This window comes from Microcoleus sp. AR_TQ3_B6, assembly GCF_036702785.1.
Classification (GTDB): Bacteria; Cyanobacteriota; Cyanobacteriia; order Cyanobacteriales; family Microcoleaceae; genus Microcoleus.
On record NZ_JAUBVJ010000039.1, the window covers coordinates 44,579 to 67,233 of the forward strand.

Below are 22,655 nucleotides of genomic sequence, written 5' to 3' on the forward strand. Positions count from 1 at the left end.
TCAGCCTGCGATCGTACACTAGAGTCACGATGTGCCAATTGATATATAAAAATGATATATCATTAACTAAGTAGAACAACTTCAGAAAACAGAAAACCCAGATATTCGATGGCTTTAAGAAATCGGGGATCTAACAGAACATCATGTCACATCAACTAACTCATTTTTTAAAACTGTAGCCGTTGCAACTCCGTACACGCATAACGGAGAGAAGGCAAAGTAATGCGATCGACTCCCTGAGGACATATTTCTCTAGCCAGTTTTTTTGCCGCGCTTTCAGCTAGTTCAATCCTCTCTGCTGCACTCATTTTGTCATTTTTATAATCAGTATTTTCATTACATTCTTGCCCTTCCATATTGTTATTAATGTAATAAAACCACGTTTCAATATTTCGGGCGGGCACAAAAATAGCAACTTTCTCATTAGGCAGTCGCGTATCTTTGTTTAAATTACCTGCCCCTTCATCTAATTTTTTATGTAAAGAACGCATTTTATCAGACACGCTATCTTCATCAGCATCAATCATTACCACTACAGCAATATTTCTGTACTTACGTCTTCTATGACTTTTAATAAGAGCTGGATAATGCTCAACTATCGAAGCATTGTTATTCTCAATTACTCTCCCTTTAGGATTGCCAAAGTCTTTAATTTTGCGATCGTCCAAGCCCCGGCAGATTAGATATTGTCTGATAAATCGCTCTTGGTCAATATCTTCACAGAGAATAGTTACTTCTGGTAAATCATCTCTACTCGTCATAAATCCATCCAAGTTCTATAAGCTTAGCAACTGATAAACCTTCTTCTTCAGTATCAGTAATTCGCCGCACGCGGACAGCTTCATTATCTCTTCGTTCAAACCAATAACCTGAATTGCTAGCTAAGTAATTAATTAATGAGGGGTGATGAGAAATTAACATTGCTTGTGCTTGGTTGTCCCGACAATAGTCCATCACCCTACCCCACCAAGGTTTTATTTCCGGTAAAGCCAGGAAATTTTCTGGTTCATCAATACACAAAGTAAAATTATCATCAGGAGAACAATATATTAAGGTGTATAGAGCAATTAAAGCTTTTTGACCGTGCGATAATTCATTAAGCCTATAAGCAGCCTTGCTGGGACGGGTAAAAGATGCTGACAAAATCCTAACATCACCGGATTTAGGATTTTGAAATGAATCAAATCCTGGGATAATCTTTTGTAATTCCAGCGTTAATTTAATGATTTTACCTTGAGATTCTTGAGATAAATAGCTGTACCAAGCTGCATAATTTGACATATCCCAGTTAGGTGAACTTTCCTCCTTAAGGCTTTCTGATTCCATTATATAAGGATTGATCTGTACAATAAAAAAGTTAGAAATCCGTTTTTTGAACCATGTAAGCATTTGATTGTCATGTCTCTCGTAAATAAAACCAATGCCAGAACGCGACCCATCAAAGAACGGTAAGAAAGCACCTTCACGATTAGGATCGTCATTATACAGTCTGGCTTGACCTACAGACTTACCTCTCTCTCCTGCCTCAACCCAGAAATCAAACAGAGGTTGTCCGTCAAAAGTTAAGCTTTCCAGACGCATTCTAGGCGGTTCATACTCTCCTTGATGTTGTATTTCTAGGGTGTATTTATAAATGCCACCATTTCCTTGAATATCTAATTCAAAATTTTGAATGCCGGATTTTTGCCATCTAGTTAAATCCTTCCTTGCAAACAAATCTGATACCCTATACTCTCGCTGTAAAGCTTGCTCGCCTAAAATAAATTTCTGTAGTTTTCTTAAAACCTCGAAAACGGTAGTTTTGCCCGATCCATTTGAACCCAGAAAGAGATTTAAGCTATCTACTGTCAATTCAAAATTGACCAGGCATCTAAAATTATTTACATAAATTCTCTTCAGCATAAATTTTATTGATAAACGTTAGGATAATGAGCAATTTAAGGGTCGATTAGAAATACATCCGTACTCCCACAAGACTTTGTACTTGCAAAGCACAGCCAATTAGTTATTTTTATGTCTTGAAATTGGTTAAGCCAAAGGCTTTTTTAACCAATTCTTAGTTAAGTTCAACGGTGTTTTTATGGTGCCATCTGCTTAATTGCTTATCTAATTTAGATGGTTCTCATAATTACTCGGCTATTTACAATTTATTAATATTGCCTTTAAATACAGTTTGAAGTTGACACTAAGGGCTGGCAATTTTGCCAGCCCTCAAGTTGTTTTAGCGTTTGACCAACTTCTTAGAAACCTTCCGCAAGCGAATTGATTTCGGTGTTACTTCCACCAATTCATCCTGGCCGATGTACTCCAAAGCGCGCTCCAAACTCATGTCGATTGGCGCTTGCAATTGCACTAATTCTTCACCGCCAGAGGCGCGGTGGTTTGTCAACTGCTTGGACTTGCAAATATTCAACTCCATATCTTGATTTCGGTTGCTTTCTCCGATAATCATTCCTCTGTAAACCTTGGTACCGGGGGTAATGAAAAATACGCCTCGGTCTTCAGCATTTTGCAGTGAATAGTAGGTGGCCGTTCCTTCTTCAAAAGAAATCAATACTCCGTTGCGGCGGGCGACAATTTCTCCGCTGAGGGGGCGATAATCGAGGAAGCTGTGATTCATAATTCCAGCGCCGCGAGTCAAGCGCATAAACTCGCCTCGGAACCCGATCAAACCGCGGGCGGGAATTGAAAATTCTACTTGCGTGCGGCCGGTGCTGCTGACGTGCATATCTTGCATTTCTGCTTTCCGCTGACCCAGGCGTTCGATGCAGCCGCCGACTGCTTCTTCGGGTACGTCTAAGACCAAACATTCATAGGGTTCGCACGGAGTACCGCCGACTTCGCGGTAGATTACTTGCGGCTGGGATACTTGGAATTCGTATCCTTCGCGGCGCATATTTTCGATCAAAATGCCGAGGTGGAGTTCGCCGCGACCTGATACGAGGAATTTGTCGGGAGAGTCGGTTTCTTCGACGCGCAAGGCGACGTTTGTTTCGAGTTCTCGCATTAGCCGATCGCGAATTTGCCGAGATGTCACCAAACTTCCTTCTTGACCGCAGAACGGCGAATCGTTCACCGAGAAAGTCATCTGCAAAGTCGGTTCATCTACCTTGATTAAAGGCAGCGCTTGCGGGTCGTTCGGACAGGTAATTGTTTCGCCAATATAGGCATCAGCAAAACCGGCAACGGCGACAATATTACCAGCGGAAGATTCTTGGATATCAATCCGCTTCAGGCCTTCAAAGCCCATCAATTTGGTGATTTTTGATTTGACAAGCGCGCCGCTTTCTGTGATTAAGACTGCTTGTTGGCCGACTCTAATTGTGCCGTTGTGGATGCGGCCGATGACAATGCGACCCACGTATTCGGAATAATCCAAGGTGGTGACTTGCAGTTGCAGCGGTTTGTTGGGGTCGCCTACGGGGGGCGGTACGTGGTCTAGGATTTCTTCAAACAGCGGTTTCATGTCCACTGCTTCGTCGTCCAAAGTTTTTTTAGCAGTACCGTTGAGTCCGGAACCGAAAAGATAGGGGAATTCGCATTGATCGTCGTCGGCGCCGAGTTCTAAGAACAAGTCTAAAACTTTATCAATAGCTTTGTGGGGGTCTGCTTGGGGTCGATCGATCTTATTGACAAAGACGATGGGGCGCAGTCCTTTTTCTAGGGCTTTTTTGAGCACGAACCGGGTTTGCGGCATCGGGCCTTCATTGGCGTCTACGATCAGCAGACAGCCGTCAACCATGCCGAGAACTCGTTCGACTTCGCCGCCAAAGTCTGCGTGTCCGGGGGTATCGACGATGTTGATCAGGGTTTCTCCGTACCTGACGGCGGTGTTTTTGGAAAGGATGGTAATGCCACGTTCGCGCTCGATGTCGTTGGAGTCCATGACGCAATCTGGGATTTCTTCCCCTTCGCGGAAGATTCCGGACTGTCTGAGGAGGGCGTCTACAAGGGTGGTTTTGCCGTGATCGACGTGAGCTATGATGGCGACGTTGCGAATGGGAAGACTCATAATGCGTCTGGGACGTTAAACGGATTTAACTAAAGATTTCTTAATAATTGTAGCGCATGAAGTCAAGGGGCGATCGGGCGGCTGCCAGATTGGAGTGCGATGGTCGCTAGAATCAAGATTATGAAAGTGGAACAAGCGTGAAATTGAGCTTTACACTACCCCTGACGGCAGAGTTCCTTTCGAGCCGTAATTTTGAGTTGGCCCAGGTGCAGAAGCTTGGATACGGGGCGATCGCCGGCATTAAGATTAGGGTGCAAGTACGATCGGCTTTAGGGAAGTACAACCCAGAGATATTCAGCGTTACAGCACGCCAGACGGCAAAGTTCCTTTCTCGGAGTGGTTAGACTCCCTGCGAGATCTCAAGGCAAAATTTAAGATTGAGCGGCGACTCGATCGAGTTGGGACTGGAAATTTCGGAGATTATCGAGCAGTCGGAGAAGGCGTCTATGAGTTGAGGATAAATTACGGCCCCGGCTATCGCGTCTATTTTGGACAAGTAGAAGAAACAATTGTACTTTTGTTGATAGGCGGGATAAAAGCACTCAAGAGCAAGATATCCGCAAGGCTAAAACATACTGGACAGATTACAGGAGTTAAGACAATGACAATGCCGTATAGCTTACCTTATCACCCCTATAAAATTTCAAATCTCAAAGATCCGGCATATTCTGCTGGCTATCTTACAGAGATAATTGAGGCGGAAGAAGGAGATTTGGAATTAGGAATCATGCCAAAAGCACTTCGAGATGTATTTGAGGCTCTGGGCGAACCAAATATGTCTGCTGAAGATGCTAAATTGCATTTGGAAAAATTAGATGTTTTGTTGTCGGGAGAAGGAAGTGCGACAATTTATGCTTTGGCAAGTTGGCTGAAGGCTTTGGGATTGAAGTTAACAGTTGCGGTTGATGAAGGGGAGAAAGGGGAAGACGAAGGTTCTGTTGGTGGTGCTGAGTTGGCGGTAGTTGGTAATGTTTGATTTTGGTCGATCGAGCTTTAACTCAATTGGCGTAAGTCCCACACCGTAACTGTACCCGGTTCGGTGTTGGGATATAAGCCAAACAAAAATATAGAAAGAGTTGGCATATAGAGTTGATTTGAGTTAATATATAAATGGTTGCGACCCACTCACTCGGCTGTAATAACAAAACGGTCATAGTAGCAGTAATATGCTTACCGGGAAACTGCGAGAGAAAGGAGGAAAAGGCAGACCGCTGGTTAGTATGGTATGCCCTGCTGTAAAAAATAACCCATGTTTGTTGTACGAAAAGAGTTTTTGGTCTTAGGAAATAGGACTTCTGCGTGGGTTCCCTACGAGGGGATAAAGGGCGTAAAAGCCCAGAGATGCTGTGTAAGACTCCGATCGTCTTTGATGACGAATATTCAGCAATGAATATCCCCAATAGAGCTACGGCAAACGAGACACCCCGCCCGAATTATAACGGTACTCCGTTTAGTTTGGGTATTTCACCGGCGCTCGATGCCCGATCGCTAAAGGAAGTAGCCGATCGCTCCGGGGTATCCTAGAATTAAAAGTTATGCCCGATCGCCCGGTATGGCAATGGCTGACATCGGTGCTCTGCTTAAATTGGCGCCGACGTTTGATGTGTCGATCGCACAATTTTAGGATTTGGTCCAACATTAACAAATTACACTTAAAATAAACCAGCGCCACCAGCGCCAACCAGTGCGACCTCGCATGGACTATCTACTGTGCGACGATCGCGAAAAGCAAAGATGCCAGAGTTGGCGGATGGGACGGGGCTTGGTCAGAAAGAGATGATATATTCTCAGCGGCAATTGTAGCTGTTCGATCGCCCATATCGGTTTACAATTTTTAACGTTGAGCCTTATTGAAGTGCAGGAGTGGAGCTGGCTTGGATAACGCTAGTCTGTCAAGAAAACCCCCGCAAGCCTCGGAGCTTGTCGCCGACGAAATTCCAGAAGCAGTGCGAGACCACCCATACCTAGAAGCAGGCCAGAGTCAGTCCAAGAAAAAAGGGCTGATTTGGAAACTGCTAGGGTTGGCCGCATTAGCCTTTGGGGTCAGCATCTGGCTGCACCTCAACTTTAACTTGTTCCCAGCCACCAGTCAGGCAGAGCAAACTCAAAAAAACTCAGCACCAGTGAGTTCGCCGTCAGCGGCCGCGAGTCCAGCTACCAACTCAAAAGCCGGCACCGCCACCGCCACCCCAGACAACCTGCTGGGACACTTGCCGTACCAAGAAGCACCAGCCAAAGACTTGGTAGGCGTCACCTCCGACGGTAGCATCAAACTCCGCACCTCAGCAGCAGCAAAATATCAGGAAATGGCCAACGCTGCAGCGGCTTCAGGCATCTACTTCGCTCCTCTATCCGGCTTTCGCTCCCTCGAAGACCAACAGCACGTATTTTTTGACGTGAAAGCCGAACGCAGGCAAAACGCCAGCAAGCGAGCCGAAGTCAGCGCCCCTCCAGGTTACAGCGAACACCACACCGGTTACGCGATCGACATCGGCGACAGCAGCGCCCCGGAAAACAACCTCAGTCCCAGTTTTGAAAATACCCAAGCATTCAAGTGGTTAGAAGCCAACGCCGTCGCCTTCAGCTTTGAAATGTCCTTCCCCAAAAACAATCGCCAAGGCGTCAGTTACGAGCCTTGGCACTGGCGGTTTGTGGGCGACAAGCAAAGCCTCGAAACTTTCTACAAAGCTCATTCCATGAAAAAGTAGAAGGAAAAAGTAGAAGGAAGAAGGAAGAAGGAAGAAGGAAGAAGGAAAAAGGAAGAAGGAAGAAGGAAAAAGGAAGAAGGAAGAAGGAAGAAGGAAGAAGGAAGAAGGAAGAAGGAAGATTTTCCACATCTCCGGCTTTGCCACTCGGACACTCTCCCACTCGGACACTCCCCCACTCCCCCACTCCCCCACTCCCCCACTCCCCCACTCGGACACTGCCCCACTATCCCACTCTCCCATTCCCCCACTCGGACACTCCCCCACTCCCCCCCCACTCGGTTGAGCCAAACTCGTGATTGCAATCTATCCAGGCAGCTTTGACCCCATTACCTTCGGTCACGCAGACATTATCGAGCGGGGTTCTAAACTGTTCGATCGGGTAATTGTTACTGTAGTCAAAAACCCCAGCAAAACGCCTCTGTTCACCGTAGAGCAACGGATCGAGCAGATCCGGCGCTCTACCCAACACTTGCCAAACGTAGAAGTAGACAGTTTTGAGGGTTTGACAGTAAACTATGCTAAGATTCGACAAGCCAAAGTGCTGCTGCGGGGGCTCCGGGTATTAACAGATTTTGAAATGGAACTCCAGATGGCCCACACCAATAAAACCCTTCTGGGTGAAATTGAAACAGTTTTTTTGGCAACTTCTAACGAGTACAGCTTTTTAAGTAGTAGTGTAGTTAAAGAAATAGCCAAGTTTGGTGGCTCCGTAGATCATCTTGTTCCGAAACACGTCGCCCTAGATATTTACAAATGTTACGCCAGCAGGAACCAACTCGCATCGAACCCGACAGTACCGGCCTCCGCACTGAGAACGAATCACCTCAGAACACAGCCGCCTTCGGAGACCCCACCCGAACCGCAGGAGTAGACATCCAGCGGGAATTGAACCGGCTTGAGGAAATTGTTCTTGACAGCCCGCGAATTCCTATGACCAGACGCACTCTGGTAGATGAAGAACAGTTGCTAGATCAGTTAGACTTGGTGAGGCTAAATTTGCCGATCGCCTTTCAGGAAGCCGAGACGATCATCCGGCACAAGGACGACTTGATTCAAGAGGCGGAACTTTACGCTCAGGAAGTGATAGAAGCAGCAGAACAGCGAGCGGCAGAACTTTTAAACGATATGGGCCTGCTCCAGCAGGCGAAGATAGAAGCAGATCAGTTGCGACAGCAAGTTTTGCTCGACTGCGAGGCAATTCAGCAGGCGACGCTGGCGGAGGTCGAACAAATTCGCTACCAGGCTCAAGAGGAATTGGAAGAGATGAGAGTCAGGGCGATGGCTGAATGCGAGGAAATTCAAAACGGAGCCGACGATTATGCCGACCAAGTGCTCGATAATATCGAGCAGAAGCTCAGCGATATGCTGCGCGTGATCCGCAACGGGCGCGATCGGTTGGATAGTGTTTCTGCGTCGCACATCCATAACACCAACGGTTAGCCAACAGTTAACTCATTGCTTGAACCCTTCTAAAAGTCTACCTAATTGAGGTAGATTTTTTTTCGGAATAGTCTTTATAGTCTTTCTTCCTCCCTCGCATTTTCTAAAAGTATGGCACTTCCCAGTAGAGTATCTGAGTTAGTCAAAATATTGGCTGCTTATTCATTCCCTATATATCTCCTGGATTCTACAGTATTGAAATAGGTGTTGTGAACGTTTTATACAGCAGATTCCATGTTGATGAAGTAAACCAGTCAAGCGATCGCGAGCTTACGGGAAACAGCACTGCCGTGTCCTCTATCGAAAGCTATGTACCTCACTTACCTAAAAAATGCTGTAAGTTTATTTTCTCCCTACATCCGCTGCTGAAGCTCGGCTTTTTACTGACAGGCAATTTGTTGGTTTGTTGGGGGATTATTTACCTGTTGCAGAAAGTTCTGCCCAAAAATTACAGGCAGTACCTTCTGGGAATTTAATGGGATTTTGTGTTTTAGCGGATGTCTTCATAAAACTGCTTGAGATAGCGGGGAGAAACGCCAAACCCCCACAAAAAACCAATCGAAAGATAGATGGCAATTGCTTTAAATTCGCCCCAATTTGCCACTCGCCGATCGCTACTTTCCACTACCCGGTTGACTAACTTAAGTCTCCCCCGTCGCACTAACTTCAAACACAAATCCGCTTCCTCCATAATTGGCAGCGCGGCATCGAAACCGGCGCATTCCCAAAAATCGGTACGGCGGCAAAAAATAACTTGGTCGCCAAACAGCAGGCGCAATCCTTTGAAAAATAAATGAGGTCGAAATAACAGTGGCGCGTAATAAGTTTTCAGGTAATTGTGGAGGGAAAAACCCCATCTTGTTTGCTGCGAACCAGCCATCAGAGAGATAAACCCGCCACCGGAAATTTCGGCATCGGACAGGGTTTTCTGGATAACTGCTACCATGTCGTCGGGAACTAAAGTATCGGCGTGGAGAAAGCACAGAATTTCGCCGGTGGCGACAAGGGCACCTAAGTTCATTTGCACGGAACGTCCGGCTGTACTGCTAGAAATAACGCGGATGCCGGCCGAAAGTGCGATCGCCGCTGTGGAGTCTTGACTGCCCCCGTCTACCACCAACACTTCCCAGGCGGGAGGATTAAGGATGCTGAGTTGGCGGAGAGTGCGTTCCAGACAAGTCGCTTCGTTGAGGGCTGGGATGATAATAGAAACGCGATCCATCTGGTTGAAATTTATGCCAGAGATATTATAATAAAAAACTGTGGCGGTTCACAACTAAGGAGAAAATAGAAATTAGGCACGCGGATTCAAACACCCGATGTCTGCCTGCGAACTCGTCAGAAAACCTCGGATTTTTTACATAAACCGTGTTGGTTGGCCTGATTCCTATAAAATCAGGCAAAAGTGCGATCGCCCTCTATATTTTCCACTAATCAGGACTGAGAAAATCGTGCAGAAAACAGAAGTAAAAAATGATTTAGAATTTTTTGAGGAAAATGCCGATAATTGGTGGGACGAAAATGCTAAAATTTATGCCTTATACCATCTAAACAAACCCAGATTTGAGTTTTTCGACAGACACGCGACTAATTGGCAAGGGCTGAAAACCTTAGATGTCGGGTGCGGCGGCGGCTTTTCTTGCGAGTTTATGGCCGAGAGAGGCGCTATTGTTTCCGGAATAGATCGATCGGACAAATGTATTGTAGTCGCTCAAAATCACGCCGTTACCAGCGGTTTTGAGATTGACTACAGGCAAGGTTTTGCCGAAAATATGCCCTACGACGACAATACCTTTGATGTTGTAATCTGCGTGGATGTTTTGGAACACGTTGCCGATTACAAAAAAGTTGTGGCTGAGGTTCACAGGATTCTCAAGCCGGGAGGACTGTTCTTTTTTGATACAATCAACCGAACTTTTTCCTCGCAAATTGTGATGATTGGACTGATGGAAAATACATTGCAGGAAATTAAGCGGGGCGTTCACGATTGGGAAAAGTTTGTTACCCCGGATGAACTGTCTGTGGTAATGCGCGATACTGGTTTCGACAATATTGAAATTAAAGGTTTTGATCTGTTTGGAGAAATGGGCGCTAGTTTAGCCCAGTTGCACGGTTTTTGGGGGAATTTTAAAAGTGGAAAGCAGCTATTTCCTTCGGGGGTAAGTTTCCAACAACTTTCTCAAGTGCTAATCTATAATATAGCTAACTATGTTAATTACAAAAAGTCTGGCTTGTTTAAAATCAAAATTAATGAGGATACGTCGATTATGTATGTTGGGGTAGGGGCGAAGAATTAGTCGGTTAATTGTTGATTGTTGATGGTTGACGGTTGACTTTTGTCATTAGGGGCGAGTTTTTGCGATCGACAAATCCGACTAAAACCCGCCTCTATTGCATTTTGTAGGGTGCACCTAGCAAGCGCCTTTCTCTATACTCTCTTGAGTGCAATACAGCTATTCGGCATCAGACACCGTAAGGCTGTGTCTAATACTGTCTTAGTGGCAATTGAGAATTGCTAGTAGATCAGTCCTCGATCGAGCCTCATGACCTTAATTTTTTACCGTTTCTGTGGACGCAACGAAAGTATTGCTGTGAAAAAACCAAGGTGATGACCACCCGTGGATCCAAGACTGTATATTTGCGATCGCACTACAAACCTAATTTTCCGAACTAATTGCAAAAAATTAGCAAATATTTTTAAAGTTACGCCCTTGCGCTTCGCAGTTTGAGCGCCCACAACTACCGCGCCGTCTCAATCTCGGGCTGTTTGCGCTGAGATTAAACGTAGCTAGACAGCTTCGGGTAACAAATCTTAATCTTTAACTCTTGACAATTTATCTTAATCGCAGGTAGCTTATTGAATATTAATTGCAATAAGTGCCAGAAGTTAATAGTACCTAGAGGTCAATCACCGTGACAGCAGCAATAGTTTCCGCGTCAGCCGATCGAATCAGCGACGGACAACCCGCCGACAGCCAAAAACTGATAAGTTTGGGTAAAAATTCTGAAATACCTGACCTCGATAACTCGAAAGATATAACCCTCGCCGTCTTAGAAGGAGTGGGAACTCTCACGGTGTGCTCGCGAACAGTCACTTTAAAACCGGGAGTATTTGTGTTTGTACCCGCCGGCATCCCGCGCCGTCTAAAAGTACAAACGACCCTAAATTTGTTACTAATTGACTGCGAAGCCGACCCCGATATGAGCGAGTCAGCTTGGTTGATGAATTTTCAACTTTAACCCCATGAAAAAACAGTGTCCTTGCTGCCTTGACTCCCTAATTTCTCAGGTTTGCCACAACCGTGTCTACTGTTTTTGTCTCAATTGCAGGCAGGAAATGCCAAATCCTGACTCAAAAAGAATAAATTTCAAACACTGTCAAGTTGCATCTTCGGAGTAAAAAGGTCAAAAGCAATTGGTCTTTTCTACCGAACTACAACTGGCAAAACTGAGTCTGTAGTTGAAATGATTCGGGATGAATTTGGCGGGAATATCGTCACCTTGCACGAGTTCGGCAGCATTAAAAATGATGATTTTGCCGAATAGGAATGTCTGATTATCGCTTGTCCGACTTGGAATATCGGCGAACTGCAAAGCGACTGGGAAGGTTTTTTTTCCAGAACTTGATGATATTGATTTTAGCGGACAAAAAGTAGCTGATTTGGGAACTGGCGACCAAGAACGCTACCCGGATAATTTTATGGATACAATGGGGTTGGGCCTGAAAATATAACGGAACAGGGAGGTGAAACCGTTGGCTATTAGCCGATAGACGGTTAGGATTTTAATGAATCTAAAGCTGTAGTTGATGGGAATTTATTGGGTCTTGCTATTGATGAAGATAACCAATCCGGTCCGGCGGAAGCGCGCATAAAATATTGGGGTTCTCAACTCAAGAAATAATTTAGCTTGTAGATTTAACGGTAGGGTACGTCTTGTAATTAAATGATGTTCTGAAATCTAAATTAGGCACTCAACCAGCCCAAAAATTGAGCCGATAAATTATAATTGTTAATAACTCTATCTCAAACTTAAAATAAATGAAGTTTAGTTCAGGTTACGTGCTTTAGTTAAGTGTAAGTCCGAGTTGGCAATTCTTCGCTCGCTGGCTGCTTTCCTACTTAAATGATTCTGTACCAGTGCAAATATGGGAATACCAACAAACTGAAGACGAAGCACGATCTTTAGAGATGGCTGTTTAACTTTTGCACTATTTTTTAACAAGACGCGATCGCCCACTTCATCTAATAAGTCACAGTACCAGCAGATAGGTAAGTTTAATGTATGGGCGTCGCTATCCTCACCAAGTAAGTTCTTTGGGACTTTTAGCTATCGTTTGGCAATATGCTATTAATTGGCAAGCACATGACTATACGCATCTTTCAGCTTTTTTCGGGAGTCGCAAACAAGTTTTGAATTCAATGGTTGGTAATATTCTGGGATTGCAAAATCAAAGTACAAATATAATATTTATATCATATTTTGAGGATGACTTAGCCTGTTTTCCTTGTCCTCACTCCTTATTTAGGATGAGTAATTCCCGCGATGAAGTTGGAGAAGTACCTTTGTTGATATGTAGCAGACAAACAGATTTTGTTGTATCTCTTATTGTGAGACCCCCTGGTCGAAATTCATTAAAAAAGGCTCTGGGTTTGGGGAATGTCAAGACGGTAGGCATTTCTTTCACCACTTCAATCCACAACAAGCCGGCTAAAAAATACTAAATCTTTAGCTATCTCTACACAGCCGCCAAGCAAAGTTTAATTTTCCATAAAAGGTCGCGATTGCTATTGCTTGTTCAATTTATACCGAAACTTTCTGTGGCAAAGACTACATTAATTTTGGTAATTCCGGGCAAGTTTGGCAGACCTGCTTCTACTGTTTTGGCGCAGTAGCCTCAGTTTATTCCTCCGCCAATTTTAGTTGGTAAGATTTTGAGGGATGGACTTTGAGTTATCATCAGTATCTTTTTGAGATTTTAGAATAATTGTAAAAAATATTTAACATATATTCAGATGTGGGAGTAAATGGTATGCTGATCTTATTGGATTTGGCAATTAGTTTTTTTGAATTAACCGCAGAGGATCTCTTGACGCAGAGGAATGTAATAGTACATTAAAAAGGAATTATTGGCAACAATTATAAAATATTTTAACATGGGGTTAGCAAACTCAGCCTTAGCCTGGGCAGGGATACTAAGTATCGATCGAATTTTAAGGGATCGCTCCCCCCAACTCCTAAAATAGCGATCGAGCAAGCATATATACTTAAATGTTAGGGCGAGCACAGGGGCACCGCCCCTACGGATTAACAATTTATCAAGAATTATGTCAGCAAGTTTTTTGCCAAAATCGATCGCACAACTCACAGAATCTACCTCAATTGCCTTAGCCCAAAGCATTCAACGGGAGGCAATTACAACTCCCCTAAATTCAGAGCCCATTGCCACAACCTACGTGCGCCAAGGCAGCGGAAACACGCCGATTTTGCTAATTCATGGCTTCGACAGTTCCGTGTTTGAATTCCGCCGCCTATTGCCACTGCTGGCCACCGAAAATGAAACTTGGGCGGTTGACTTGTTGGGTTTTGGGTTTACAGAAAGAGCATCAGGTTTGCCATTCAGCGCCAGGGCAATTGAAAGTCACCTTTACTATTTTTGGAAAACGCTAATTTCGCAGCCTGTAATCTTAGTTGGCGCCTCAATGGGAGGTGCAGCAGCAATTGATTTCACTCTCAATTATCCCGAAGCTGTGAAACAATTAGTGTTAATCGATAGCGCAGGCTTTGCCATCAGTTCTAATAAGGGAAAATTTTTAATTCCTCCTTTAGGATATCTGGCAACTTCATTTTTACGCAATCCCAAAATTCGCCAGCGAATTAGCGTCAATGCTTATTTTGATGAAAAACTAGCCTCCAGCGACGCTCAAATTTGCGCTGCTTTGCACCTGGAAATGCCCAACTGGAATCAAGCTTTAATTGCGTTTACAAAAAGCGGCGGTTACGGAGGTTTTGGGGAAAAATTGTCACAAATTCAGCAGCAGACGCTGATTTTGTGGGGAAAACAAGACCGGATTTTGGGGACGGCGGATGCGGAAAAGTTTGCCAGGGCGATACCCAATTCCCAACTAATTTGGATACCAGATTGCGGGCACGTTCCCCACCTAGAAAAGCCGCAGATTACCGCTCAACATATTTTAGGTTTCACAGCTAATATATAATACTGCTTCTGAACCTAATTATGTAGGATGCGCAAGGAGTACCTTACCCCGATAATTCGAGCGTCAAACTAAACCTAATTATGTAGGGTGCGCAGGGAGCACCTTACCCCTATAATTCGCGCGTCAAACTAAACCTAATACATAATTTTTAAACTTTCGGCAAATACTTTTGTACAATAGTCCATCCCGTGAGCAACACAGTCACAAATCCCCCAAACAAAGCTAAATTAGTGCCGATGTGGAGGGGACGCGCCCAAGGATGTTTAGGGCCAATTTGCAGCCCGCTTCCAACAGAAACCAACACCAAAGTAACAACAGCTAACCCCGCCGGTAAATGAGCCGAGTGACCCAAATTGCCGTAGTATCCCAGGGTACCGACTACACCAATTCCCAGGAGTAAAATTACCAAAGTCGCCATCCCCGCACCAGTCGCCACATGGAAAGGACGCAGCCATTTTGGGCGCGGTTGTTTGGTACTGCGGGCGCCAAACATCCACGTTCCAGTAACGGCCAGCAACAGGTAAGCTAACAGGGAAACACCCATTGACCAAGCCGCTATTTTCCACAACCACAAGAAAGAAGGCAGATTCATCTGTTCCATTCCTAATTAGGAATTTCCACAAAAAGTTCTTTCCGATTTTACCTGGATTTGAAAGCAAAAATGAATAATTTTGAGAGAAAGTGCGATCGGACTATCCAGAGGTTGCATCCGCCTTACCTAGAAGCCAAACGCACTTTCTTTCATACTCAGCTTAATTTACGCTAGAGATTTGTCGCTCAAGTTTTTAGGAGCCGCCTTTCCATTCTAGCTCCCCGGGTTTGCTGTCGAAAGGCATTTTATAAAACCCTAATTTTTGTTTTAAGATTAATCGCAAAAAAGGCAGAGCTTCTAGCAAATATCTTTTCCACAACCTCCTCGGTTCATTTAACAGTCGGTACGTCCATTCTATGCCGACTTCGCTCATCCATTTGGGAGCTCTTGCTTTGCAACCCGCTTCAAAATCAATGGTTGCACCTATTGCTAAGAAAATTTTGACGTGTGTGAATTTGCTCTTGTATTTAACCAGCCACTTCTCTTGCTTGGGGGAGCCCACCCCTATTGCCAGAACTGTAGCTCCTGATTTATTGATCGCGTCAATTATTTTTTCACACTCTTCTTCATTGTTTTCAAAGCCAAAAGAAGGAGAATGTGCTTCTACCACTATGTCTCTACCAACTTTTTGGTTAATTTTTTCCTGAGCTTTCCTAGCGATACCTTCAGCAGCTCCTAGCAAAAAGATTTTCATTTTCTCGTTATCTTTGTGATAGGTATAGAATGCAGGAAACAAGTCAGAACCTGAAATTTTTTCTTGGATAGGAGTACCCAAAAATTGTGAAGCATACATCAATATTTGACTGTCACAAACTCTATAACTAGATTTATTGTAAGCTTCATAAAAGTCGCGGTCATACTGCAACATAATCAAGTGGTCTACATTGGGCGTAAATACGACACCACCTTCGCAGTCGAGTTTTTCAAACAACTCTGTTATTGAAATGTTATCTATCGAGACATTCAATAAATTAACTGTTTTCATGTATTATTCCCTTGCCGCTTTATATTAAACTACAACTCAAACTATTATCACCCACTATAGAGGCTCATGTTTTCTTTGCTTGGGTGCTTAACTGAATATACTTTTCTAAGTATATCCTTGTAGACAATACCTGTCCAGTCAGAATTTTTAAAGATTGTGTAAAGAATCAGCTCATTTTAGCATAATAGTGTATGATCCCCATTTTGGTTGACAAATCGACACACAGTTTTAATAAAAAATCCCTCCCCTGCTAATAGTGGAAGCATGGCAAATTCAGGTCAAAAATTATTGTTCACCTTGATTTTTGTCGATTGACAAATATATCCCAACTTCCGAACTTGATTTAATCCAAAAATGGTAGATTTTTGAGTTTTTGTATCCAGCCAAGGCAATATATTTTCAAGCTTTGAGCGAAGCCGGGATCGCCTGAATGAAAATCAGGATGATTTTTGGTGAACCAGCGACTTTCTTTTTGGGGGCGAACTGGTTTTCTTGATTTTAAGACTTTCTGGAGCTTTTAAGACCAGAGTCGATATTCCTCCAGCAATCAGCGCAAAAATCGGGTTAGTCATAGCGTTCAAAACACAGTCAAACACGTACATAGTTAAGGCTACTCCCAGGACGGCCGCGGGCGCTACTTTGGGATTAGCCCAGGTTCTGGCGGGATACTTGAACAGGGCAAAGACGATAACAGGAAGTAACAAAGAAGAAAATAAACTAACTAAACCGACTGCACCATAGGTGCCAAATGCAATAATCCATAAGCTGTCAGTGACCGAGATATCATCACCGTACTCGTCGTACACGCGGTTTCCACCGGAATCCCCCCAGCCAAAAAGAAATCTTTGTCGCGCTTTGTCCCCTAGTATCTCTTCCATGTCAAATCTATACTTCAGAGAGCCGGCTCGCTCTTCGCCAAATATTGGAGTGATGAACCCCATGACGTCTTTACTCGAGAATTGACCCGATGCAGCTATATACAGATAAAACACTATATATCCCATTATGAATAGCAGGGGCAAAGAGGTGCGAAACCACTTGGCACAGAATAATACGATCGACGCGAATACAAATAAACTGTAGGCCCCACTAGAACGGCACAGGAAAAAAGCGATCATTAATATAATTGCTACAGTCTTGATGCTGCGGCCTTGAAACTTTTTGAGGGCCCCCGTTTGCCACAACCAAAGTGCGATTAAGGCGGCTGTCATCATCCACACGGCCACCATCAAACCGTGCTGCATAAATACTACCGGTCTCCACCCCCCCGCACGCCGTGCTTGACTCCAGTCATCAAAGGCACTGACTCCGTAAACCAATTGGTGCAGAAGTGGGCCCTTAACCCCTTCAATTAAAGTAAAAGGAATGTAGGCCAACCCACCTGCCAAAATCCCGATCGCCAATTGTCGCAGCCCGTCTAAACTACCCACATACAAGCGTCCTACCAAATAAGGCAGACCCCAACTAATGATTTGGACGAAAGTTGGAGAAATCGGGCTGCCGCCCGTAGTAATTTGTGTAACAATTGGACACAAAGACCAAATTAGCATTGGCACGTCCAGCCAACCGGGCTTAAAACAGGTGAAGCGCGCCATATCGTAGACAAGAGTAGCCATCAAAATGGAGTAGCAAACTGACGAGACTTTGGTAAATGCTGGCAATACGGGGATGGGATAAGAAGTTTGTGGCAAAAACAGCCACGCTAAAACAAAACTTATAATTACTGCCCGCTGAGGCGGAAACCTCACAAACAGGTAAAAAACGATTGGAATAAAGCCGAACAGAGCAACGGGGATTAATGCAACCATAGGTTTTTTCCCAGTAAAATTATAGAAAGACAACTCAATTTGCCCGATAAAAATTTTCGCTTAAACGATCGCCCAACCCCCATCTTTTAAATCAACCTCAATTTTACGCCTTGTTCGTTAATTGTGCGTGACCTTCACCATCCGCGTACAGTGCCGCCTCGAAGAGATTAGTTGCATCTTCCCAGTCATAATTTATCACCTTCTCCAAAGCAGTCTTGGACATTGCCCGCCATTCGGCATCAGACAACTGACAAATCTGCTCGATCGCTTTTGCCAGGTCCTGTGGGTCTTTTGGCTTGACAAGTATGCCACCCACGCAAGCTTGTTGTTCCGGAGCCGCACCAGCAGGAGTGCCGATAATTGGCAAGCCGAAGCCATCGCTTCGGTAATTGGCAAGCCGAAGCCTTCGGCTCTCCTGGAAAACAGCTAAGCCTCCCATTTGCTGTAAAATTCTTTTACTTGGTTTTGACTAGGTGCCTTATTATACTCTGTGCCATCCGGCAGGAAATTGGGATCGGGAGTATTGCGGGAACCAAAGGCAACTAAACGAAAGTTGGGAATGTTTTCAGCAGCTATAGAGAAAGCTTTCTGGGCAATATCGCAGCCTTTCCCAGGAGTTGTAGTATTATAGTACATCCCGACTGTGGGAACTAATTGCTTGCCTCGCGGCTGCCGAGCTCGCGCCTGGGGGTCGTAAAACTGTTTGGTGTCTACAGTGGGAGGGACGAGAGATACAGACAAATTGGCGTATTGATTCCGAGCTATGTCGGCGGACCACAAGGGGACAGCGATTTTGTGCATCGGCAGCAGCCCAGTGGTCTCTACTCGACCTTTTGGTACGCAGTCAAAAGCCTCGTAGTGTTGGAGAAAATATACTTTCGTTCCTTTGCTCGGAGAGAGTTTTGCCACCCACTCGGCAGTTTCCCACCAAGTAGCCATGATAATATCGGCATCAGGTATGTCTTTGTCGGTAATGGGCCGGTAGGTTTCGAGAACTCGGCTTTCGACATCCACCTTGTCAAAGTGAGACTGTTCTTTCTTTGGAGCGGACTGCCAACCCCTACCTCCGAGCAGCGATCGCAATTGTTGGATCAAAGTCGCTTGCCGCCGGGGCGTAGAGACGATAAATATTTTTTGTCCTCGCTTTTGAAGAAGTTCTGTGTAGATAAATAACACCCTGATGCCACCTGTAAGACTAAGGGTAGGAACGACAAAAGTAATTTTCATGAATAGATGCAGAAGATAGAGACTGGTTTATAAAACTTCTCCATAACAGCAGTTTGCACTTAGGAGCCTTTTTTTGGCTTGTGTGCAGGGTACGGGCGAATGCTGGAGGTTCGTAACTCGATAGTCGAGCCGATCTTAACTTTGTCCTCAGGGACTTTCCCTAATTACAAATCGGGAGATGTTTGAGGACTAGACAAGTTTAACCTCTAACGGTGCGCTCCTTAAAACCTCCGTTGCACTCGCGTTCAGATTTTGGCCGACGATCGCTTTATCACCACTATTGGCTAGTCGGTGGGGTCAGAATTCGTGTCGAGACTGCTGGGTAGAAAACAGTACACGGGCGATTTGAGTTTTGGCAGCATCACCCCACCAAATGATATTGACTTTCTGCTGAGAATCCCGCGCCTGAGGGAGCCGCTAGCGCAGAATTTCAAATGGCGGCACTTAGCATCCAACCCCAATTTGTTGCTTTGCCGCTGCTGGGTAATAGTAGGGAGAAAAGGAAACTATATTAACGTCGCGCTGTTTAGATTTGTCTACAGCAACTTTCAATGCCGCTTCAAAATAAGCCGTGGCATCTTCCCAAGTATAATTGTTCGCTTTGGCATAGGCGGCTTCGGACAGGGCTTGCCACTTGGAATTTGGCAACTGACAGATAGACTCTACCGGGCGGTACCGATCGATAATTTTGTGTTCTACACCTAAGTTATCGAAAAATGAGGCTTTGTTTTCAGGTGGGGAAATCCAACCCCGTCCCTGCTGCTGCAACTTGACTTGCTGGCGCATACTCGGTTGGGGGTGGGGTAGAGAGATGACTAACACCGAGTGTCCTCGCTTTCTCAAACGTTCTGCGAAAATAGATACTACTCGTATTCCACCAGTCAGAGACAGAGTAGGAAGAACAAAGGTGATTTTCATTAAGTCCCGCTGAAGACTCAGACTCGCTTTCGGCGCTGCTACGAGCGCGGATGTTAGATCCCGAGAGGAAAGAGGGGCGGGTGAATATTAATTACCGCTTTCCTAGTCTGTACATAGAATCCAACCTAGCGACTGTTCGCCACACCCGAGTATTGAGCTGCCACAAATTCGCTGTCATTGAAGGGATAATAACAATTGATGCGATCGCCCAACACTTCCTATAGATATAATTTTGCGGTGAGCGAAAGTTCATCCTGAAGACAGATTCCTCATCAAAAAGCAGCTTTTTTCGAGGTCAACACCAAGCTAGATAACACTTCCTCTTTAACCTAAAAGCACTTGCCTATCCTGAAGACAGAGATGTACGGCTAACGGAAAAGAAACCAACCTTTACTGGAAAAGGTAGCATAGGTAACAATATTGAGTAGATTGACATCGTCTTGGGCAAAATTTTATATTGCATTAAAGAGGAAATTCTTACTTTGAGAATGTTGATTGCCCGATCGCTCCAACAAATCTAAACACCGATCGGCGGTTGTGATTTTTTGGTAACTGTCCTGTAGGTATTGGTTGACAAAATATTGTATTGTGTCAGGATTCAGAGATGGTGGTTTTCTCAAATACCTGCTGGGGCGCGATGAGCCAATGAAAGTCATCGACGCGCCCATGAGGGAAAAAACCAGGTTTTTGAACCGATATCCCTTGCCCTCACTTATCCGATGTTCGTGAAAAAACCCGCTTGATGCGTCCACGGTTTGAAAAAATAGGTTTCCCAATCGTGCTATAGAACCTAGAGTTTCGCCAGTATAAATTTAATTAGCTGGCTGAGTTTTCAATTTGTTAATAGCAGGCGTTCGCATGAAAGAGTCTCAAAAAGCGACTGCCACTTCTCGGTGGAGTATATGTAGCGTCCCTGTGCAAGTCCTGTGTAAGTAATTACCGTTAAAAAAATTCAGCAAATTATCAAATGACCGTGTAAAGATAAAAGAAATACATGGATTAGTTTCAAAGTCAGCGATACAGGAATTGGGATGAAGGCAGAGCAAATTGAGAGAGTATTTCAATCATTTACGCCGTACCTGCGAGTAGTATACTCGCAGGTACGGCGGTACGGGTTTGGGACTGGCAATCGCCCAGAAATTCTGTCAGATGATGGGGGGAGATATTAGTGGGGAGAGCGAGTTGCGAAAAGGCTCAGTTTTTACTGTATAATTGGCGGGGATAGCCGCTAAAAAAGCAGCTAGTTAAAGAGGATTTGCCAACCAATAGTTGCTAGGGCTAAATCTGCGATCGCGTGGCTGATATAACTCGACCAAAGCGAACGGTAAGTCAGATAACACTGCGACCAAATTATCCCGGCAGCGAAGACAGCTAAGGAACCTAAGAACACAGCCTGCCAGTCGCTGTAAGCTGCTATTACAAAAATGTGGTGGAGTGTGAAAAATAGCGAACTCAGAAATATTGCTTTTGTTCCCGGTATGAGAATCTGGCACTTGTTGCAGACAAACCACCGCCAAGTAAATTCTTCGATTAATGAGTTAAGTAGCACAAAATATGCTTCAACAATTAAGTAAATATTAGGGCTGCTAATACCTAATTGCTGCGATTTTTCTTTAGCAACTACAGGATCGATCCAGTGCTGGCCGAAAAGCCGATAGATACCTAGAATCATCGCAAACATGAATATTCCCCAAATAGATCCAGCCAGCAATTCTTGGGGCTTGGGTTGGGATAAACAGAGCTTTTTGCGATCGACAAAAACAGACCACGCGATCGGAAAAACCAGCAACCAAACTTGACACAATACTGACAGTGTTTGTCCCCAGCTTCCCGGCGCAATATACAAGCCTGCTATTATACCAATACTAGCTGCAGGGACAAGTAGTGTTAGAGCCAATAGTGCTGTTTTGCGATCGCCCATGTCCAGCATTTTTCACGCGACCTTTGAAAATTGGATTGAGATCGAAGGTAAAAGCTTGGCGGCGGCGGACAGGTTATACCACTTTCAAGAAACAATGCAGCTGTCGGCTCGCGATCCAAATCCTTATGCAGTCAGTCATTCCCAATTCTTTAATCTAAAATCTCAAATGGTATGAGTTTTGTGCCGCTTATTAAAGTGGCGCGCCTTTGTGGCAAGGAAAAATGGGTAAAATGGCGATCGCACGGACGATCGTACTAACCCGGAATTACTCTAAATCTACTCAGTTGTGTGCTTTCTGAAATCCGAGCGATCGTTCTATTTCAGGTTGAGCACCATTTTGCAGCCAATCAAGGGGTTTTTCGGCTATTTGGGCTGGGTTTACCCATATAATATCTTTAAGGGGATCGACATCTACTGCTACTTTAGCAAAACATTGTCTCACTTTGTCATCAAGTGAAATTACTGTGCGATCGGTAGCGAGCGCAGCTTCCACCAACCGCAAATCTTTAACCATTACTTCCCGCTCTTTATCGCTCTCGGCTATTGCTTCAACTTGACACCACAAATCATTATCTACCGCGATATCGCAGGGACATAGTTTCTTCTGAGCCACCATCCGGCGCAGCCATATACGAGCAGATTTTGATTGATGTTTGTTCCACTCATCTCTAATATCTGGAGTCATCACAACTCGGTGAGAAAGATCCAAGACAGCTTCAAGGAAATCCCGACAGTACACCGATATGGGATAGGTTGCATCTTCTCCACCAGCAGCACGCGCAACAGAAGCATCTATTACCAGGCGTTTAGAAACTTTATCTGCCAT

24 protein-coding genes and 2 pseudogenes are annotated in these 22,655 nt (G+C 44.7%); 13 read left to right on the forward strand and 13 right to left on the reverse strand.

Features of this window, described 5'->3' with window-relative positions:
* Positions 1-167 precede the first annotated feature (167 nt).
* The 3 genes from QUB56_RS19140 to typA all read right to left on the reverse strand — a co-directional run bounded on the left by QUB56_RS19140 (position 168) and on the right by typA (position 4,012).
* Positions 168-761: a hypothetical protein gene (locus tag QUB56_RS19140; protein WP_332957286.1), complete on the reverse strand. Its 594-nt coding sequence runs from the start codon at positions 759-761 to the stop codon at positions 168-170.
* Positions 751-1,902 carry an AAA family ATPase gene (locus QUB56_RS19145; protein WP_332957288.1) on the reverse strand — a complete coding sequence of 384 codons (1,152 nt, stop codon included), beginning with the start codon at positions 1,900-1,902 and terminating at the stop codon, positions 751-753. The genes QUB56_RS19140 and QUB56_RS19145 overlap by 11 nt, the downstream gene beginning before the upstream one ends.
* Positions 1,903-2,221: 319 nt before the next feature.
* Positions 2,222-4,012: a translational GTPase TypA gene (gene typA, locus QUB56_RS19150; protein ID WP_332957289.1), complete on the reverse strand. Its 1,791-nt coding sequence runs from the start codon at positions 4,010-4,012 to the stop codon at positions 2,222-2,224.
* A 137-nt stretch (positions 4,013-4,149) separates the two neighbouring features.
* Between typA and QUB56_RS19155 the strand changes: the two genes are divergently transcribed.
* The 9 genes and pseudogenes from QUB56_RS19155 to QUB56_RS19195 all read left to right on the forward strand — a co-directional run bounded on the left by QUB56_RS19155 (position 4,150) and on the right by QUB56_RS19195 (position 8,636).
* A complete protein-coding gene (locus QUB56_RS19155) occupies positions 4,150-4,356 on the forward strand; it encodes a hypothetical protein (RefSeq protein WP_332957290.1) in 207 nt (68 codons plus the stop codon).
* Positions 4,275-4,609 (forward strand): annotated as a pseudogene (locus QUB56_RS19160) (type II toxin-antitoxin system RelE/ParE family toxin). The gene QUB56_RS19155 and the pseudogene QUB56_RS19160 overlap by 82 nt, the downstream one beginning before the upstream one ends.
* A 4-nt stretch (positions 4,610-4,613) precedes the next feature.
* Positions 4,614-4,988 (forward strand): transcriptional regulator, encoded by a 375-nt coding sequence (locus tag QUB56_RS19165; RefSeq protein WP_332957291.1) that lies wholly within the window; start codon positions 4,614-4,616, stop codon positions 4,986-4,988.
* Positions 4,989-5,311: 323 nt separating this feature from the next.
* A complete protein-coding gene (locus tag QUB56_RS19170; RefSeq protein WP_332957293.1) occupies positions 5,312-5,536 on the forward strand; it encodes a hypothetical protein in 225 nt (74 codons plus the stop codon).
* Between the two features lie 350 nt (positions 5,537-5,886).
* Positions 5,887-6,720: a M15 family metallopeptidase gene (locus tag QUB56_RS19175; RefSeq protein ID WP_332957295.1), complete on the forward strand. Its 834-nt coding sequence runs from the start codon at positions 5,887-5,889 to the stop codon at positions 6,718-6,720.
* Complete coding sequence (locus QUB56_RS19180; protein ID WP_332957296.1) at positions 6,648-7,016, forward strand: hypothetical protein; 369 nt, start codon at positions 6,648-6,650, stop codon at positions 7,014-7,016. The genes QUB56_RS19175 and QUB56_RS19180 overlap by 73 nt, the downstream gene beginning before the upstream one ends.
* Positions 7,013-7,591, forward strand: coding sequence for a pantetheine-phosphate adenylyltransferase (gene coaD / locus QUB56_RS19185; protein ID WP_332957297.1), 579 nt, complete (start codon positions 7,013-7,015; stop codon positions 7,589-7,591). Before QUB56_RS19180 ends, coaD begins: the two co-directional genes overlap by 4 nt.
* Positions 7,474-8,160, forward strand: a complete 687-nt coding sequence (locus QUB56_RS19190) for a DivIVA domain-containing protein (protein ID WP_332957298.1) — start codon at positions 7,474-7,476, stop codon at positions 8,158-8,160. Before coaD ends, QUB56_RS19190 begins: the two co-directional genes overlap by 118 nt.
* Positions 8,161-8,369: 209 nt before the next feature.
* Complete coding sequence (locus QUB56_RS19195) at positions 8,370-8,636, forward strand: hypothetical protein (RefSeq protein WP_332957300.1); 267 nt, start codon at positions 8,370-8,372, stop codon at positions 8,634-8,636.
* Between the two features lie 14 nt (positions 8,637-8,650).
* On the opposite strand, the gene QUB56_RS19200 is transcribed toward QUB56_RS19195, so the two are convergent.
* Positions 8,651-9,382, reverse strand: a complete 732-nt coding sequence (locus QUB56_RS19200) for a TIGR04283 family arsenosugar biosynthesis glycosyltransferase (RefSeq protein ID WP_332957301.1) — start codon at positions 9,380-9,382, stop codon at positions 8,651-8,653.
* Positions 9,383-9,611: 229 nt separating this feature from the next.
* Between QUB56_RS19200 and ubiG the strand changes: the two genes are divergently transcribed.
* From ubiG to QUB56_RS19215, 3 genes are all read left to right on the forward strand, one after another.
* Complete coding sequence (ubiG, locus tag QUB56_RS19205) at positions 9,612-10,457, forward strand: bifunctional 2-polyprenyl-6-hydroxyphenol methylase/3-demethylubiquinol 3-O-methyltransferase UbiG (protein ID WP_332957302.1); 846 nt, start codon at positions 9,612-9,614, stop codon at positions 10,455-10,457.
* A 616-nt stretch (positions 10,458-11,073) separates the two neighbouring features.
* On the forward strand, positions 11,074-11,400 hold the full coding sequence (locus QUB56_RS19210; RefSeq protein ID WP_332957303.1) for a cupin domain-containing protein: 327 nt from the start codon (positions 11,074-11,076) through the stop codon (positions 11,398-11,400).
* Positions 11,401-13,487: 2,087 nt separating this feature from the next.
* The gene (locus tag QUB56_RS19215; RefSeq protein WP_332957305.1) at positions 13,488-14,378 is read left to right on the forward strand and encodes an alpha/beta hydrolase; all 891 of its coding nucleotides are present in this window, start codon (positions 13,488-13,490) and stop codon (positions 14,376-14,378) included.
* 148 nt (positions 14,379-14,526) lie between these two features.
* On the opposite strand, the gene QUB56_RS19220 is transcribed toward QUB56_RS19215, so the two are convergent.
* The 7 genes from QUB56_RS19220 to QUB56_RS19250 all read right to left on the reverse strand — a co-directional run bounded on the left by QUB56_RS19220 (position 14,527) and on the right by QUB56_RS19250 (position 20,660).
* Positions 14,527-14,970 carry a DUF4079 domain-containing protein gene (locus tag QUB56_RS19220; protein WP_332957332.1) on the reverse strand — a complete coding sequence of 148 codons (444 nt, stop codon included), beginning with the start codon at positions 14,968-14,970 and terminating at the stop codon, positions 14,527-14,529.
* Between the two features lie 193 nt (positions 14,971-15,163).
* Positions 15,164-15,955: a WecB/TagA/CpsF family glycosyltransferase gene (locus QUB56_RS19225; protein ID WP_332957309.1), complete on the reverse strand. Its 792-nt coding sequence runs from the start codon at positions 15,953-15,955 to the stop codon at positions 15,164-15,166.
* 437 nt (positions 15,956-16,392) lie between these two features.
* Positions 16,393-17,763 carry an O-antigen ligase domain-containing protein gene (locus tag QUB56_RS19230; RefSeq protein ID WP_332957311.1) on the reverse strand — a complete coding sequence of 457 codons (1,371 nt, stop codon included), beginning with the start codon at positions 17,761-17,763 and terminating at the stop codon, positions 16,393-16,395.
* A 103-nt stretch (positions 17,764-17,866) separates the two neighbouring features.
* Positions 17,867-18,130: a hypothetical protein gene (locus tag QUB56_RS19235; RefSeq protein WP_332957312.1), complete on the reverse strand. Its 264-nt coding sequence runs from the start codon at positions 18,128-18,130 to the stop codon at positions 17,867-17,869.
* 59 nt (positions 18,131-18,189) lie between these two features.
* Positions 18,190-18,990 (reverse strand): glycosyltransferase family 1 protein, encoded by an 801-nt coding sequence (locus QUB56_RS19240; protein WP_332957313.1) that lies wholly within the window; start codon positions 18,988-18,990, stop codon positions 18,190-18,192.
* A gap of 444 nt (positions 18,991-19,434) precedes the next feature.
* Positions 19,435-19,908 carry a hypothetical protein gene (locus QUB56_RS19245; protein WP_332957314.1) on the reverse strand — a complete coding sequence of 158 codons (474 nt, stop codon included), beginning with the start codon at positions 19,906-19,908 and terminating at the stop codon, positions 19,435-19,437.
* A gap of 452 nt (positions 19,909-20,360) precedes the next feature.
* Positions 20,361-20,660 (reverse strand): hypothetical protein, encoded by a 300-nt coding sequence (locus tag QUB56_RS19250; RefSeq protein ID WP_332957315.1) that lies wholly within the window; start codon positions 20,658-20,660, stop codon positions 20,361-20,363.
* Between the two features lie 243 nt (positions 20,661-20,903).
* Here QUB56_RS19250 and QUB56_RS19255 point away from each other — a divergent pair.
* Positions 20,904-21,120 (forward strand): annotated as a pseudogene (locus tag QUB56_RS19255) (ATP-binding protein); the annotation flags it as partial.
* 28 nt (positions 21,121-21,148) lie between these two features.
* Here QUB56_RS19255 and QUB56_RS19260 read toward each other — a convergent pair.
* Together QUB56_RS19260 and QUB56_RS19265 are read right to left on the reverse strand one after the other, a co-directional pair.
* Positions 21,149-21,838 carry a CPBP family intramembrane glutamic endopeptidase gene (locus QUB56_RS19260; protein ID WP_332957316.1) on the reverse strand — a complete coding sequence of 230 codons (690 nt, stop codon included), beginning with the start codon at positions 21,836-21,838 and terminating at the stop codon, positions 21,149-21,151.
* 271 nt (positions 21,839-22,109) lie between these two features.
* Entirely contained in the window at positions 22,110-22,655 is a 546-nt protein-coding gene (locus tag QUB56_RS19265) for a hypothetical protein (RefSeq protein WP_332957318.1), read from the reverse strand.